The sequence below is a fragment of the Actinoplanes ianthinogenes genome, from assembly GCF_018324205.1.
Taxonomy (GTDB): Bacteria; Actinomycetota; Actinomycetes; order Mycobacteriales; family Micromonosporaceae; genus Actinoplanes; species Actinoplanes ianthinogenes.
The window spans coordinates 9,135,287-9,150,753 of record NZ_AP023356.1; the positions used below are offsets into that span (position 1 = coordinate 9,135,287).

The 15,467-nt window shown below is 70.6% G+C and carries 11 protein-coding genes; 5 read left to right on the forward strand and 6 right to left on the reverse strand.

Going from position 1 to position 15,467, the window contains the following annotated elements; all coding sequences use genetic code 11:
- Positions 1 to 23: 23 nt before the first annotated feature.
- The 4 genes from Aiant_RS41365 to Aiant_RS41380 all read right to left on the reverse strand — a co-directional run bounded on the left by Aiant_RS41365 (position 24) and on the right by Aiant_RS41380 (position 5,922).
- The gene (locus tag Aiant_RS41365) at positions 24 to 950 is read right to left on the reverse strand and encodes a PfkB family carbohydrate kinase (RefSeq protein ID WP_189330091.1); all 927 of its coding nucleotides are present in this window, start codon (positions 948 to 950) and stop codon (positions 24 to 26) included.
- Positions 947 to 2,167: an AGE family epimerase/isomerase gene (locus Aiant_RS41370; RefSeq protein ID WP_189330092.1), complete on the reverse strand. Its 1,221-nt coding sequence runs from the start codon at positions 2,165 to 2,167 to the stop codon at positions 947 to 949. The genes Aiant_RS41365 and Aiant_RS41370 overlap by 4 nt, the downstream gene beginning before the upstream one ends.
- Before the next feature lie 23 nt (positions 2,168 to 2,190).
- Positions 2,191 to 3,024: a LacI family DNA-binding transcriptional regulator gene (locus Aiant_RS41375; protein WP_229829971.1), complete on the reverse strand. Its 834-nt coding sequence runs from the start codon at positions 3,022 to 3,024 to the stop codon at positions 2,191 to 2,193.
- A gap of 1,740 nt (positions 3,025 to 4,764) precedes the next feature.
- The gene (locus tag Aiant_RS41380) at positions 4,765 to 5,922 is read right to left on the reverse strand and encodes an ROK family protein (protein ID WP_189330094.1); all 1,158 of its coding nucleotides are present in this window, start codon (positions 5,920 to 5,922) and stop codon (positions 4,765 to 4,767) included.
- A gap of 139 nt (positions 5,923 to 6,061) precedes the next feature.
- On the opposite strand from Aiant_RS41380, the gene Aiant_RS41385 reads away from it, so the two are divergent.
- From Aiant_RS41385 to Aiant_RS41405, 5 genes are read left to right on the forward strand one after another with little or no spacing between them, the layout of a single operon-like run.
- Positions 6,062 to 7,375, forward strand: coding sequence for an ABC transporter substrate-binding protein (locus Aiant_RS41385; RefSeq protein WP_189330095.1), 1,314 nt, complete (start codon positions 6,062 to 6,064; stop codon positions 7,373 to 7,375).
- A complete protein-coding gene (locus tag Aiant_RS41390; RefSeq protein WP_229829972.1) occupies positions 7,372 to 8,289 on the forward strand; it encodes a carbohydrate ABC transporter permease in 918 nt (305 codons plus the stop codon). Before Aiant_RS41385 ends, Aiant_RS41390 begins: the two co-directional genes overlap by 4 nt.
- A 5-nt stretch (positions 8,290 to 8,294) precedes the next feature.
- A complete protein-coding gene (locus Aiant_RS41395; RefSeq protein ID WP_229830021.1) occupies positions 8,295 to 9,185 on the forward strand; it encodes a carbohydrate ABC transporter permease in 891 nt (296 codons plus the stop codon).
- On the forward strand, positions 9,182 to 11,542 hold the full coding sequence (locus Aiant_RS41400) for a glycoside hydrolase family 2 protein (RefSeq protein WP_189330097.1): 2,361 nt from the start codon (positions 9,182 to 9,184) through the stop codon (positions 11,540 to 11,542). Before Aiant_RS41395 ends, Aiant_RS41400 begins: the two co-directional genes overlap by 4 nt.
- 35 nt (positions 11,543 to 11,577) lie before the next feature.
- Positions 11,578 to 13,962, forward strand: coding sequence for a cellulase family glycosylhydrolase (locus tag Aiant_RS41405; protein ID WP_189330098.1), 2,385 nt, complete (start codon positions 11,578 to 11,580; stop codon positions 13,960 to 13,962).
- 129 nt (positions 13,963 to 14,091) lie between these two features.
- Here the strand turns inward: Aiant_RS41405 and Aiant_RS41410 are convergent, their stop codons facing one another.
- Both Aiant_RS41410 and Aiant_RS41415 read right to left on the reverse strand, forming a co-directional pair.
- Positions 14,092 to 14,433, reverse strand: a complete 342-nt coding sequence (locus tag Aiant_RS41410) for an STAS domain-containing protein (protein WP_212846792.1) — start codon at positions 14,431 to 14,433, stop codon at positions 14,092 to 14,094.
- Positions 14,434 to 14,439: 6 nt separating this feature from the next.
- Entirely contained in the window at positions 14,440 to 15,450 is a 1,011-nt protein-coding gene (locus Aiant_RS41415; RefSeq protein WP_189330100.1) for an ATP-binding protein, read from the reverse strand.
- Positions 15,451 to 15,467 lie beyond the last annotated feature (17 nt).

Sequence of the window (15,467 nt, forward strand, 5' to 3'; positions counted from 1 at the left end):
CCATCGAACGCGCCGCGTGCCGGTCAGGGTGTGGCGACCTGCCACGCGTCGAGCTCCGCCCGGGTCGGCGGGGCGGCGCCGGCCCGCGCCACTGTGAGAGCCGCGACCAGGGCCGCGTGGGAGAGCACCGCCCGCACGTCCTCGCCGCTGATCGCCCGCAACCGGGCCCGGCCCGCCACCCCGAGCAACCCGCGCTCCCACAGGGCGTCGAGCAGCCCGGACATGAAGGCGTCACCGGCCCCGACGGTGTCGGCCACGTCGACGGCGACGCGCGGGACCGCCACCTCGTCGCGGCCGGTGACCGCCACCGCGCCCTCCGCGCCCAGCGTCACGCAGACCAGGGCCGGACCCAGGCCGAGCAGGTGCCGGGCCGCGTCCAGCGTCCGCGTCCCCGGGTAGAGCCAGGCCAGATCCTCGTCGCTCGCCTTGACCACGTCGCTGATGGCAGCGATCGCCTCGACCCGGATGCGGCAGGCGGCGGCGTCATCCACCAGCGACGGGCGGATGTTCGGGTCGTAGCTGATCGTCGCGGCCGTGCACCGATCGCGCAGCAACTGCTCGACGTCGCCGCCACCCGGCGCCATCAGGGCCGCGATCGACCCGGTGTGCAGGTGCTCCGCCGCCGCTTCCGGCGCGGGGCCGCCCGGCCAGCGCGGCCAGTCCACGGTGAAGTCGTAATGCGCGGACCCGTCCGGCTGGAGGGTGGCGAGCGCCCGTGAGGTCACCCCGGCGATCGGTGCCAGCAACTCCACGCCCGAACCGGTGAGGTGCGCCCGCAGCAGGTCACCGTCCGGGTCCGCGCCGAGATGGGTCCACAGGCCGACGTCGTTGCCGAGCCGCCCCAGGCCGACGGCCACGTTGGCCGGGCTCCCGCCGGGAAGTGCCCGCTCCTCGGAGGAGGACGAGATCACGTCGAGGATCGACTCGCCCACGACCAGGAAACGCCTCATCGGACCGCTCCGCTCGCGCAGGCCGCGGCAAGCCCGGGGGCCAGCGGCGCCCGGGGGATCAGCATCGCCTGCACCGCGTGGTACAGGTCCGGCTTGCCCGGCCAGGTCGTAGCGGCCGGCCGGTTCTGGGTGTCGAGCTCGTGCCACCACGAGCCCTGTTCCATGTCCACGAAATGTCCTCGCACGTAGTCCGACCAGATCTTGTACCACTCGGCGTAATCCGGGGTGCCGGTGCGCCGATACAGGGTGGCGGCCGCCGCAATCGCCTCCGCGGCCACCCAATGCATGCGTTGCCGCACCACCGGAGTGCCGTCCCAGTCCGTCGTGTAGACGAAACCGGGAGCACCGTCGACCGCCCATCCATCCGCGACCGCCTGGCCGAACAGGGCTTCCGCCGCGGGCAGCAGCCAGTCCGGCGCCGCGGACCCGAACGCCGCCTCGACGTGCAGGATGAGCCGGGACCACTCCAGCGCGTGCCCGACCGTCGCCCCGAACGGCTTGAACGGGTCCTGCGGCCGTTCCCGGTGATAGTCCAGCCGCGGCTGCCATCGCGAGTCGTAGTGCTCCGGCAGCCGCCACCCGTGCGCCCGCCCCCACCCGGCGGCCCGCTCGGTGATGGCCAGCGCACGCTCCCGGCACTCCCGATCCCCGGTCGCGTCGAAGGCCGCCAGCATCGCCTCGACCGCGTGCATGTTGGCGTTCAGCCCGCGGTACCCGTCGAGCCGCTGCCACCCGCTGTCCCACTCGTCGGCGAACATTGCGGCCTCGGGCTCCCAGAACCGCCGCACCATCGTGTCGACCGCCTCGGTCAGCAGTTCCCGCGCACCGGGCCGCCGCGCCAGCGTCCCGGACGCCGCCGCCAGCACCACGAACGCGTGGTCGTAACAGGACTTCCCGGTGGCCGGCACGCCGTCCGGAGCAACCGACGGATGCCACCCGCCGCGCCGCTTGTCGTGCAGCACCCCGGTCAGCCCGGCCAGCGCCGCGTCGGCCAGGGGACCGGCGCCCGGCACGCCGAGCAGGTCGGCCACGCTGTAGACGTGCGCCATCCGTGCGGTGATCCAGGCGTAGACCGGCCGGCCCAGGTCGGGCGTGCCGTCCGAGCGCAGCCAGGCCGCGCCGCCGAGCGGGTGCGCGAAATCGCGGCCGAAGTCGAGCAGCCGCCCGGTCTCCCGGGCGAGCCACTCGGTGTCCAGTGGAGAAGTGGCCGAAGACATCAACAATTCTCTTTCTTCCAAGATCAAAAAACGATTTGCGTACGCGATGAGCCGGTGCTGTCCCGCTCCACGATGTGCGCCTGCGGAGCCTCGTAGATCACGCTCCCCGGCCCCTGGCGCATCGCGTCGAGCACCGCGTTCGCGGCGATCTCGCCGATCCGCCCGACGTCGTGACTCATGGCGGACAGCGCCGGCAGCGCGAGCTGACACTGCGCCGAGTCGTCCCAGGCGACCACCGACAGATCGCCGGGTACCGTCAGTCCCTGCTTCCGGATCGTCTCCATGCCGCTGAGCGCCATGACGTCGTTGTCGTACACGATCGCCGTCGGCCGCACCGGATGCGACGCCAGCAGTTGCGCCGTCGACACCCGCCCGGCCTCCTGCGAGTAGTCACCCTCGGCGCTGATCAGCGTCACCCCGCGGTCCGCGGCCTCTGCCTCGAACCCGCCGAGCCGCAGCTGCGTGTGCGCCAGCGACCGTGGCCCGCTGACGTGCCCGACCACGGTGTGCCCCCGATCGGCGAGGAACCGGACCGCCTCCCGGGCCGACCCCGCGTCATCGGTCCACACGGTCGGCAGCCCGTCCGCCGTCGACGGGTCACCCATCACCACGGCCGGCAGCCCCAGCCGCCGCACCAGGTCCACCCGCTCGTCACCGGGACTCAGGTCAACCATGATCACCCCACCCACCCGCCGCTCGGCCGACCACTGCTCGTAGGTGGCGATCTCCGCCGCGTGGTCGGTGACCACCTTGACCAGCACCGAGATCCCGGCCGGGATGAGCAGCCGTTCCAGCCCCTCGATGAACTCGTGGTAGTAAGGCTCCTCCCCGAGCACCTGAGACGCGCGAGCCAGCACAAGTCCCACCCGCCGGGGCCATGCATTCACCGTTTCGTCCACATCTGATCCCTTTCGAAGAGGTGCCTTGAGTAGTGGGGCCGTGCCGCCCGAGCTGCGGCGCCGGGCGCGTCGCTGGAACCGCGGCGCTGGCGAGGCGCTTCGGTGTGGCGTGGGGTGCCGGGGTGCGTAGTGCTTCGCGGAGCGCGGGGGTGAGGTGCGGAGTCGGGCATGTTGCTGGGACGGCGGTGCTGGGAGGCGCTTGGGGTGTGGCATGTGGTGCCGGGGTGTGCAGCGCTTCGCGTAGCGCGGGGGTGAGGTGCGGAGCGGGGGTGCGTTGCTGGGACGGCGGTGTTGGCGACGCACTTGGGTGTGGCGTGGGGTGCCGGGGTGCGTAGCGCTTCCCGCAGTACGGGGGTGAGGTGGGCGCCGTGCGTTGCTGGGACGGCGGTGCTGGCGACGCGCTTGGGTGGGGCTTGAGGTGCCGGGGTGGATAGCGCTTCGCGTAGTACGGGCGTGAGGTGCGGAGCGGGGGTGCGTTGCTGGGACGGCGGTGCTGGCGACGCGCTTCGGTGTGGCATGAGGTGCGGGGGTGGGCAGCGCTTCGCGCAGCGCGGGGGTGAGGTTCGAGGTTGGGCGTGTCGCCGGGACGGCGGTGTTGGCGAGGCGCTTCGGTGGGGCGTGAGGTGCCGGGGTGGGCAGCGCTTCCCGCAGTACGGGGGTGAGGTGCGGCGCCGGGCGCGGCGTGAGGTGCGGGCGAGTGCACGCGTGTTTGCGGTGTGAGGTGTGGAGCGTGAGGCGCGGCGCCATGTGCGACGCGGAGTCCCCCGGTGGGTCGACGGCACGACGAGTTCGCCGGGTTGGTGTTCGGGCGCAGGGCGAGGTACCCGGTGAGGCGCACCTCGGGATGCGAAGCGCCTCGCGGGGTGCGGTTGGGAGCTGCGGCGCGGCGTGGGTTGAGTGGTGGCGCGAGCCGCGGACGCGGTGGAGCGTGCCTCGGATGGAAGCGGGGTGTGGTTGGGAGCCGTGGCCCGGCGTGGCTGCGGGGTCGGGCACGCCACGCGGGGTGGGTGCGAGGTTGGGCCCGCCGCGCGGGGTGGAGCCGGGTGCGGCATGAGATGTGTGGTGGGGTGCGCCGCGCGGGGTGGCGCGGGGTGCGGCGTGAGGTGTGTGGTGGGGTGCGCCGCGAAGGTGGAGCCGGGCGCGGCATGAAATGCCTGGTGGCGCGAGGTGTGGGGGTTGGCGGGTCGGGCGCAGGGCGAGGTACCCGGTGAGACGCGCCTCGGGATGCGAAGCGCCTCGCGGGGTGCGGTTGGGAGCTGCGGCGCGGCGTGGGTGTCGCGAGGCGCGGGCGTTGGGGAGCGTGCCTCGGATGTGAAGCGGGGTGTGGTTGGGAGCCGTGGCCCGGCGTGGCTGCGGGGTCGGGCACGCCGCGCGGGGTGGGTGCGAGGCTGGGCACGCCGCGGGGTAGGTGCGTGGTGGGGTGCGCCGTGCGGGGTGGCGCGGGGTGCGGCATGGGGTGCGTGGTGGGGTGCGCCGCGCAGGGTGGAGCCGGGCGCGGCATGAAATGCCTGGTGGCGCGAGGTGTGGGGGTTGGCGGGTCGGGCGCAGGGCGAGGTACCCGGTGAGACGCGCCTCGGGATGCGAAGCGCGGCGCGGGTGCGATTGGGCGCCGCGGGGAGTGGCGGGTTGGGTACGGCGCGTAGAGCGGAGCCGGGTGCGGCGTGGGCTGCGGCGCGTGGAGTGGGGGCGGGGGAGTGGTCATGAGGAGCGGCCGGGGGTGTGGCCGGGAGCTACGGCTGCCTGGATCACCAGGACCGCGGCGCCGATGCCCGCCGCGTCGCGTGGCTGGGCTGAGATCTCGACGGAGACGCTGTGCCGGTGGCGGGAGTAGGCCGTACCGTCCAGATGGGTCCGTAAGCGGCGGGCGAAGATCGACCCGGCCAGCGCGACGCCGGGACCGGTGAGCACCAGGCGTCCGAGGTCCAGCAGGTTCACCACCGAGGTCGCGGCCACGCCGAGCCACGCCGCCGCCTGGTCCAGCACCGCGTAAGCGGCCGTGTCGCCGTTCACCGCGGCCCGGGCGATCGCCTCGTAGGCGCCGGACTCGCTGCCGTCCAGGGCCAGCCGGGCCCGCAACTCCGGGATCTCCCGGGCCGCGCGCACCGTCGCCGGCATCGACGCATACTGTTGCACGCAGCCCCGGTTGCCGCACGGGCACGCACGCCCGGCGTGGTCGATGGAGATGTGGCCGAACTCGCCGGCCCCGAAGCTCGCGCCCCGGAACAACGCCCCGCCGAACACCAGGCCGGCACCGATCCCGGACCCCAGGTACAGGCAGCCGAAGGCCTGTTCCCGAGACACCCGGCGGCTCCAGAACTCACCCAGTGCCGCCGCCGCGGCGTCGTTCTCCACCAGCACCGGCACCCCGATCCGGTCGGCCAGTTCGGGCCGCACCCCGGACGGCAGGTCGCCCGGCCCCACGATCGCCAGGCCCTCGATGCGCCCGCGGGGCAGGTCCAGACCGGCCGTGAAGTGCTCGAACCGGTCCGCCAGCCCCTCGCCGCGCCACGCCTGCCCGGGCGCCCGGGGGACGACCTCGCGTCCGACCACCCCGCCGGTCAGGTCGACCGCGACGCAGGTGACCGTCTCCGGTCCGAGGTGGAAGCCGATGCCGAACCGGCTGGCCGGGTTGATCGCGATGAGCTTGCGCGGCCGGCCGTGCACCGAGTCGAGCGAGCCGATCTCGTGGATGATGCCGTCCGCGATCAGCTCGCGGACGATGTTGGAGATCGACGGCTGGGTGAGGCCGGTCAGGTCGACCAGCTCGCCCCGGCTGATCGTCACCGCGGAGCGGATCACGTCCACGATGAGGGCGCGGCTGCCAGGTCCCGCCGCGGGCGCTTCTCGACGTGCCATAGAGCCCGCCACCTCCTGTATCGATGAGCCGCGTCAGATTACAGCACTGGATAAATTAATAATCTAATCTTGACATGGCTGTAACGGCCGTCCCATGCTGGGCGCTCCACAGGGCTGAACAAGCAGGACGGATACCGGCATGATCAATAGAAGGACGCTCCTCGGCCTCGGCGCCCTCACCGCGCTGGCCCTCACCGCCGGCTGCACCGGCGGCGCGAGCGACGACACCGCCTCCACCGGCGACTTCTCCGGCGACATCAAGGGCGCCATCACGGTGCTGACCAACCGCACCGACCTGGTCAACACCACGCTGCCCGAGTACGCCAAGAAGTTCGAGGCCAAGTACCCCGGCACCAAGGTCACGTTCCAGGGCGTCACGAACTACGACGACGACGTCACCACCCAGCTCAGCAGCGGCGACTACGGCGACGTGCTGATGGTCCCCAACCCGGTCGCCATCGACCAGTACAGCCAGTTCTTCGAGCCGCTCGGCACCCAGGAGGAGCTCAAGGCGAAGTACCGGTTCCTGAGCCCGGCCACCTACGAGGGCAAGGTCTACGCGCTGTCAGTCGGCGGCGTCGCCAAGGGCTTCGTGATCAACAAGCGGATCTGGGCGCAGGCCGGCATCACCGCGCCGCCGAAGACGCCCGAGGAGTTCCTGGCCGGGCTCAAGGCCGTCGACGCCAAGACCGACGCCGTCCCGTATTACACCAACTACAAGGACGGGTGGCCGCTCGCCGAGTGGAACACCCACCGGGCGATCCTCGGCGACCCGGCCATCAACGACAAGTTCCCGGCCGACCCCAGCCCGTGGCAGCCCGGGAAGATCCAGTACATCGAGGACAGCCTGCTCTTCGACATCGTGCACGCCAAGCTCAGCGAGAAGGACCCGCTGACGACCAACTGGGAAAGCTCCAAGCCGATGATCGCCACCGGCAAGGTCGCGACCATGCTGCTCGGCTCGTGGGCGGTTCCGCAGATGCAGGACGCCGCCAAGGCCGCCGGGGCGGACCCGGCCGACATCGCGTTCTGGCCGTTCCCGTACCAGACCGGCGGCAAGTTCCACGCCAACATCGACGGCGACAAGCTGGCCGCGGTCAGCAAGAACTCGAAGAACAAGGCGACCGCCAAGGCGTGGCTGGACTTCTTCGTCAACGAGTCCGGTTTCTCCACCGACCAGCAGGCCATTCCGCCGGCCATCGACCAGCCGCTGCCCAAGGGTCTCCAGGAGTTCACCGCCACCGGCGTCGAGCTGGTCGAGACCCCGGCCGCGACCACGAACTCCGGCAAGGAGGACGAGATCATCAAGGAGTCGGAGATCGACCTGAAGGGCCCGATCTACCGGCAGAAGATGGTCGACGTCGCCCGCGGCGCCGCGAAGGGGGACAAGGACTCCTTCTTCGCCGACCTGAACCAGCGGTGGAATAAGGCACAAGCTCAGGTAATGAAGTGACGGGACGCACCACGGCCGCCCGGTCCGCCATCGAGGCGGGCCGGGCCCGGCGGAAGATTCTGCACAGCCCCTGGCTGTACGTCGCGCCCGCGCTGATCCTGCTGATCACCTTCACCTACGTGCCGGTCGGCAACATGATCTGGTACAGCTTCCACAAGTGGGACGGCCTGGACGTCACCATGGACCCGGTCGGCCTGGACAACTACGTGCGGGTCTTCACCGACGAGCAGTACTGGCGGGTCTTCCTGATCAGCCTCTACTACTTCGTGGCGTCGTTCGCCCAGATCGCGATCGCCCTGTACTTCGCGGTCGTGCTGTCGTTCAACACCCGGTTCCGCAACCTGTTCAAGGGCATCCTGTTCTTCCCGTACCTGCTCAACGGCGTCGCGGTCGGCTTCGTCTTCCTCTACCTGTTCCAGCCGGACGGCACCCTCGACACGCTGATGCGGGTGCTCGGCCTGGGGGAGCACACCCAGCTGTGGCTGGGTGACCCCGACATCGCGAACATCTCGCTGGCCGGCACCTCGGTGTGGCGGTTCACCGGGCTCAACTTCGTGCTGTTCCTCGGCGCGATCCAGTCCATCCCCGGCGAGATCTACGAGGCCGCGGAGATCGACGGGGCGAACCGGTGGCACCAGTTCCGGCACATCATCGCGCCCGGCATCCGGCGGATCATCAGCCTCAGCTTCATCCTGGCGATCTCCGGCAGCCTCAGCGTCTTCGAGATCCCGTTCATCATGACCGGCGGCGCGAACGGCACCCGCACCTTCGTCGTCCAGGCGTACCAGACGGCGTTTCAATTCCGGCAGATCGGCCTGGCCTCGGCCATGGCGGTCGTGCTGCTGCTGATCGTCCTGCTGATCACCTGGCTCCAGCGCCGGTTCCTGCCCGACGACGAGGTGAGCCTGTCGTGACCACCATGACCCGGGCGCCCCGGCATGCCTCCGGCAGCCCGGCCGTCCCCGCCAAAGACAAACCGGTACGCCCGCTCGCGGCCACCGCGAGCGCCGCCAAGTACGTCTCGCTCGTGCTGGCCTCGCTCGTGGTGCTCGTCCCGCTCGTGGTCGTCCTGTTCGCCTCACTCAAGACGCACACCGAATACACCACCACCGGCCCGCTCACGCCGCCGCGGAACTGGTTCAACCTCCACAATTTCGCGACCGCCTGGACCGCCGGTGACATGCTGCGCGGCTTCGTCAACACCACCTTCATTCTCCTGGTGTCCCTCACCGGCACCGTCCTCATCGGCACGCTCGCGGCGTACGCGATAAGCCGTTTCGTTTTCCCCTTCAAACGGCTGATCCTCGGCCTTTTCCTGGTCGCCGCATTGGTCCCCGGCGTCACGACGCAGGTGGCCACCTATCAGATCGTCAAGTCGATGGGCCTGGTCAACACCCCGTGGTCGGCCATCGTGCTGTTTATGGGGACCGACATCGTCTCCATCTACATCTTCATCCAGTTCATGCAGTCGATCCCGCAGAGCCTCGACCAGGCCGCGATGATCGACGGCGCCGGCCGGTTCACCATTTACCGCAAGGTGATCCTGCCGCTGATGAAACCGGCGATCGCCACCGTGGTGATCATCAAGGGCATCGCCGTCTACAACGAGTTCTACATCCCCTTCCTCTATCTGCGCTCGCCGAACCTCAGCGTCATCTCGACCGCGCTGTTCCGGTTCAAGGGACCTTACGGCGCGCAGTGGGAGACGATCGCCGCCTGCACGATGATCGTCATCATTCCCACGGTCGTCATCTTCCTGCTGCTGCAGCGCTTCATCTACAACGGCATCACGGCGGGAGCCACCAAGTGATCTCTGTTCAAGACCTGGCCGGCGCGTGGGAACTGCACGGCGACAAGCTCACCGTTCCGGCGACCGTGCCCGGTTGTGTGCACACCGACCTGCTGGACGCGGGTCGCATCCCGGATCCGTTCCTGGACGACAACGAGCACGCGGTGGCCTGGGTGGGCCGCGCGGACTGGACCTACCGGCGCGAGGTGGCCTGGACCGGCCCGGCGCACGAGCGGATCGACCTGGTCTTCGACGGGCTCGACACGGTGGCGACGGTCGAACTGGGTGGCGCCACGCTCGGCAGCTCCCGCAACATGCACCGCGGTTTCCGGTACGACGTGACCGCCCTGCTCGACGGCGGCGCCCCGCAGCCGCTGGCCGTGCACTTCGAGTCGGCGTACGCCGAGGCCGAGCGGGTCCGGGGGCTGCTCGGGGCGCGGGACAACGCGTACCCGGAGCCGTTCAACTTCATCCGGAAGATGGCGTGCAGCTTCGGCTGGGACTGGGGTCCGACGCTGGTGACCGCCGGCATCTGGCGGCCGGTGCGGCTGGAGGGCTGGAGCACCGCGCGGCTCGCCGGCGTGCGCCCGCTGGCGACCTTCGACGGCGGCACGGGGCGCCTCGACATCACCGTCGGCGTCGAGCGGACCCGCGAGCGGGACCTGCGGGTCCGGGTGCTGCTCGGGGACCGTGCTCTGGGCGTACGGAAAATTGATGGTCTTGAATTACAAGCGACCTTTGACGCCGGCGATGTGACGCCGTGGAATCCGCGCGGCTACGGGGACCCGGCGCTCTATGCACTGACCGTCGAACTGCTCGACGGCGACACCGTGCTGGATCGCTGGGAGCGGCACACCGGGTTCCGCAGCGTCGCGATCGACCGGACCGGTGGCGGGTTCGTCTTCCAGGTCAACGGCGAGCCGGTGTTCGTCAAGGGGGTCAACTGGATCCCGGACGACATCTTCCCGTCCCGGATGACCCGGGAACGCTACGAGCGGCGGCTGCGGGAGGCCGCCGACGCCGGGGTCAACCTGATCCGGGTGTGGGGCGGCGGCATCTACGAGAGCCGCGACTTCTACGAGGTCTGCGACGAGCTAGGGCTGATGGTCTGGCAGGACTTCCTGTTCGCCTGCGCCGACTACCCGGAGGAGGAGCCGCTCTTCTCCGAGGTGGTCGCCGAGGCCCGGGAGAACGTCGCCCGGCTGGCGCCGCACCCGAGCCTGATCACCTGGAGCGGCAACAACGAGAACCTGTGGCTGCACCAGGCGATGCCGTGGAACGCCGACGGTGCCTACGAGACCTGGGGCGAGAAGTATTACCTGCAGACGCTGCCGGCGATCGTCGCCGAGCTCGACCCGTCGCGTCCCTACCAGGCCGGCAGTCCCTGGTCCGGGTCCTGGGAGCACGAGCCGAACTCCACCGAGCACGGCACGTTCCACTCCTGGGAGGTGTGGAACCGCGAGGACTACCTGAATTACCGCAACTCGACGCCGCGGTTCGTCGCCGAGTTCGGCTGGCAGGCGCCGCCGGCCTGGACGACGCTGCGCGACGCGGTCTCCGACGACCCGATGCTGCCGGACTCGCCCGGCGTGCTGCACCACCAGAAGGCCGAGGACGGCAACGGCAAGCTCGCGCGGGGACTCGCCCCGCACTTCGGCTCCGGTGAAAAGAGCACCGAAGCCTGGCACTACCTCACCCAGCTCAACCAGGTGCGGGCGGTCCGCACCGGCGTCGAGCACTGGCGCTCGCACTGGCCGCACACCGCCGGCACGATCCTCTGGCAGCTCAACGACCTGTGGCCGGTCACCTCGTGGGCGGCGATCGACGGCGCCGGCCGCTACAAGCCGCTCTACTTCGCGCTGCGGGAGATGTACGCGTCGCGGATGCTCACCATCCAGCCCCGCGACGGCGGCCTGGTCGTCGCCGTGATCAACGACGAACCGACGGCGTGGACCGGCACCCTGGTGGTCTCGTCCGAGTCCCAGCAGGTCTCCGTGGCCCCGCGCTCGGTGACCCTGGTGCCGGTGTCTTCGTCGTCCGGCGAGGTCGTCGTCGCCCGCCTCGATGAGGCCCGGGCCGTTCATTTCACGACCGATTTTTCGTACGACGATCCGGCGCTGACCATCGACGTCGAGTCGGTGCCCGGCGGCCTGGACGTGCGGGTGCACGCCCTGGGCCTGGCCCGCGACGTGCTGGTGCAGCCCGACCGGATCCACCCCTCGGCGACCGTCGACAAGGGCTTCGTCACCCTGCTGCCCGGCGAGTCCACGGTGTTCCACGTCCGCACCCCCCTCGACGTCGACCTCGACCCCGCGCTCGTCAAGGCGCCGTGGGTCCTCACCGACCTGTCCTCCGTCATGCATGGGACCACGAGATGAGACTGCTCCGTGCCGCTGCCATCGTCCTCACTCTCATGACCTCTTTTGCCGTCCCGTCCGCGGCGCAGGCGTCGACCAGGTCCTTCGTGACCAGGGACGGCGCTCAGCTGCGGCTCAACGGGAAGCCGTTCCGGTTCGCCGGGACCAACATCTACTGGCTCGGGCTGGACGAGAACGTGGGCGGGATCGACTACCCGACCTACTTCCGGATCCGGGACGCCATCGACACCGCCAAGGGCATGGGGATGACCGTGATCCGGTCGCACATGCTGGTGTCCTCCGGTGACCCGAAGACGCTGCTGCCGTCGAAGGAGGCCGGGTACAACGACGCGGCCTTCGCGACCATCGACTACGCGATCGCGTACGCCGGGAAGGCCGGCCTGCGGCTGATCCTGCCGCTGACCGACAACTGGGCGTACTACCACGGCGGGCACGCGGACTTCACCAAGCCGTACGGGCTGCCGGAGTCGGCGTTCTACACCGATCCGCGGGTGATCGCGGACTACCAGGCGTACGTGTGGCACGTGATGCAGCACGTCAACCCGTACACCGGCAAGCGCTACATCGACGACCCGACGATCATGGCCTGGGAGCTCGGCAACGAGCTGGAGGGCATGACACCGGAGTGGATCACCACGAACGCCGCGACGTTCTCCGGCTGGGCGCCGCGGCAGCTGATCGCCGCCGGGCGCCGGTTCGACATCGACCCGGACACCCTCGCGGCGCCCGACGTCGACATCGTGGACGTGCACTACTACCCGCCGACCGCGGCCCGGGTCCGGGCCGACGCGGGAACGATCGCCGCGGCCGGCAAGGTCTACATCGCGGGGGAGTACGCCTCGAACGCGGCTGGCAGCGCGCTGCTCGACCCGCTGGTGGCCGATCCGAACGTGACCGGGATGCTGTCCTGGTCGCTGTTCGGGCACGGCGACCGGAACGGGTTCGTGCAGCACGACGACGGTTTCAGCTTTCACTACCCGGGTGACGACGCTCGGATGATCGCGGCGAATCAGGCGCAGATCGCGTACGCGAAAGCCCTGGGCGCATCCGTGCCCGCGCGGCCGGCCGGAACCCCGCTGATCACCGCGATCGACAAGCGGGGCGGGCTCAACGTCCTGCGGTGGCGCGGCGCGGCCGGTGCGGACGGCTATCGGGTGGAACGCGCGCCGACCCCGCTCGGACCGTGGAAGCCGGCGCACAGCGGGCTGCTCTCCGACAACGACACGCCGTGGACGGATCTGACGCGGCCGGGCAACGCCTGGTACCGCGTGGTCACCGCGGGGATCAAGTCGGAGCCGCTGTTCGCGGGCGCCTCGGAGACGGTGCTGGTCGACCCGCTGGAGAGTTTCGGCCTGACCAGCGGGCATGCCGGTGCCGACATCCGGCCGGACGGCGGCCACGGCGGCGACAAGGCCTGGATGAGCTGGGCGGTCGCCGGGCTGCGGCGGGTGCGGTTCGACGTGTCCGGTGGGCGCCACCACGACCTCGCGGTGCAGGTGTCGTCGGACGGGACCGCCTGGCGGACCGTCGCCTCCCGCGTCGAGCACGGCGCGATCACGGCGAGCACGCCGGGAGCGGGCCACGTGCGGCTGGTGTGGAACTCGCGGGCGGTCGTCACCCGGGCGACGTTCTGGGCGGCCGATCCGCACCCGGTGACCGGCCGACCGGCCGCGTTCGACGTGGTCGCGCCCGCTGCCGGAGCGACCGGGGTGATCGGTCCGCAGTCGTTCAGCTGGGGTGCTTCGGCCGGGGCGGGCTTCTACACGCTCACCGTCTCGCGTCAGCCGGACCTCGGCTCTCCGGTCCTCAGCGTGACCGGGATCGAGGGAACCTCCTACGTGCCGGCGCGGGGGCTGGACCCGGCGACGACGTGGTACTGGGGTGTGCGCGCCACGAACGCGGCCGGTAGCGCCTCGACGCCGGTCGCCTCGTTCACCACGCGGGCGCTGCCGTCCGCGCCGACCGTGATCGACGACTTCGAGTCGTACGCCGACAGTGCCGCGCTGGCGGCAGCGTATCCGCGCAATCCCGGCGGGGACGTGGTCACGCCCACGTTGACCGGTGGGCACGCCATGCAGCTCGACGTGACCGCGGGCGGTGCGGGATATGCCGGGGTCACCCGTACCTTCAGCCCGATCGACCTCTGGGGACAGCAGGGCATCCAGCTCGACCTGGACCGATCGGCCACGCCGGCGAGCATCACGATCCAGTTCGTCGCCAACGGCGTGTACTGGGAGTACACCCTCCCGGCCGGAACGCCGTCCGGGCGGGTCCGGGTGCCGTTCACGTCCTTCGCGCAGCCGCCGTGGGCGCCCACCGGCGCCCTGGATCTGACCAGGTTCACCCAGCTGTCGATCTACCTGGGTGGCAGCGACTCGGGCCGGTTGATCGTCGACAACGTCGCGGCCTACCCGGTCTGATCTCGTCCGGAAGACCACCAACAGGTTCCGGCCGCCGCGTTCGCGGCGGCCGGGATCCCCTACGCGATGCAGAACGCCGACCTGCTCCCGGCGATCGCCGCCAAGTGTCGGCCTGCTCGAATCCTGACGCTATTCGGTGGAGGGCGGGGGATCGTAATGCAGCAGCGTGCGAACCTGGCACAGCTCCAGCAGCAGGGAAAGACTCCGGCCGGCCCCGACGATCCGTACCCGGTACTGCTTGTCGGCGACCTCGCGTTCGATCCGCCACAGCACGCGCAGGGCGGAGAACCCCCAGAAGACGGCCGCGGTCAAGTCCAGCAGGACCCGTCCGTCCTGGTGGCCGTCGAGGATCACGTGCAGGCCGTGGTCGAATATCGGCGCGGTGTCCATGTCGAGGTCGCCCGTCACGGTGACCAGGAGGGCGCCGGAGGGTAGCTGCTCCTGGGTGATGATGGGACCGGCCTTGTCCAACACGGCTTATGGCGGCAGATGGCTGAGCCGGAAACTCATCGTCATCCGCGTGCCCGTGCGGTCGGTGGCGATGTCCACGCTGGTCGAGAACTGCTGGCAGAGCCACAGGCCAGAGCTGTCGAGATGGCGGGTGCGCGGGTCGGTGAAGGGACGGCGAACGGGCAGGACGGTGTCCGGGATCCCGGGGCCGTGGTCGCTGACCTCGCACCAGAGGCGGTCGTCGCGCAGCCACATCAGCAGCTGGCCGTGACCGCCGCCGTGCTCCACGACATTGGCCATCGCCTCGTACACAGCGGTCACGAGCCGATGGGCATCCTGGCCGGACAAGCCGTGAGCGACGCTGAGCGCGTGCAACCGGCCGCGCGTCGGCCTGAGGATCGAGCGATCGAACCAGCAGCTCAGCAGCGCGGAGGTAGCCGAGTCGGCGACGCTGCCGGGGTGACAGCCGTCGCGGAAGGCGCCGGTGAAGTCCAGATCGAGGCGCTCCAGGGTGAGCAGTTCGGTGACCGCGGCAGCGAACGCTCCGGCCGCCACCGGGTCGGGAAGGTCTCGCCGGCCGGGAGTGCGGCGGTACAGGTCGAGGGCTCCGTCGTGTCGGACGGCTCCGGCGTGCAGGGGCAGGGCGGCCACGGCTCGTACCCCGGCGTCGAGGGCGGCCGGGGTGAAGCGCGGCCATCGGCGCCGCCACGATCCGCCGGTCAGATCGGCGGCCAGCACCGGACGGTCGGTGGATGCGGCGTCGCGGCACGGGCCCTCGTCGAGGGTGTGCTGAAGTGATTCGAGCCGGGTGCTGATGTGGTCGCTGGCGAACCGGGTGCGCGGCCCGGTCCGCTCCGACCGTCCGGGTTCGACCGTGCCGGCCGACAGGCCGATCCCGGTGACGCCCGGGATCAGGCCCGTACCCGCTCGGCACAGCCGGGTCACGTCCGGGCCGTAGGCGCCGACGAACTCCCACACGCGGCTGTGCCGTCCGTTGTGGTCCGCGCCGGACGTCGCCCTCCGGAGGATGCCTGACATGTGACAAACGGTAGGTT

Excerpts from the sequence above, each read along its gene's own strand:
- Aiant_RS41365 (WP_189330091.1), bottom strand. The coding sequence starts at position 950 with ATGAGGCGTTTCCTGGTCGTGGGCGAGTCGATCCTCGACGTGATCTCG.
- Aiant_RS41370 (WP_189330092.1), bottom strand. The coding sequence starts at position 2,167 with ATGTCTTCGGCCACTTCTCCACTGGACACCGAGTGGCTCGCCCGGGAG.
- Aiant_RS41380 (WP_189330094.1), bottom strand. The coding sequence starts at position 5,922 with ATGGCACGTCGAGAAGCGCCCGCGGCGGGACCTGGCAGCCGCGCCCTC.
- Aiant_RS41385 (WP_189330095.1), top strand. The coding sequence starts at position 6,062 with ATGATCAATAGAAGGACGCTCCTCGGCCTCGGCGCCCTCACCGCGCTG.
- Aiant_RS41395 (WP_229830021.1), top strand. The coding sequence starts at position 8,295 with ATGACCCGGGCGCCCCGGCATGCCTCCGGCAGCCCGGCCGTCCCCGCC.
- Aiant_RS41405 (WP_189330098.1), top strand. The coding sequence starts at position 11,578 with ATGACCTCTTTTGCCGTCCCGTCCGCGGCGCAGGCGTCGACCAGGTCC.
- Aiant_RS41415 (WP_189330100.1), bottom strand. The coding sequence starts at position 15,450 with ATGTCAGGCATCCTCCGGAGGGCGACGTCCGGCGCGGACCACAACGGA.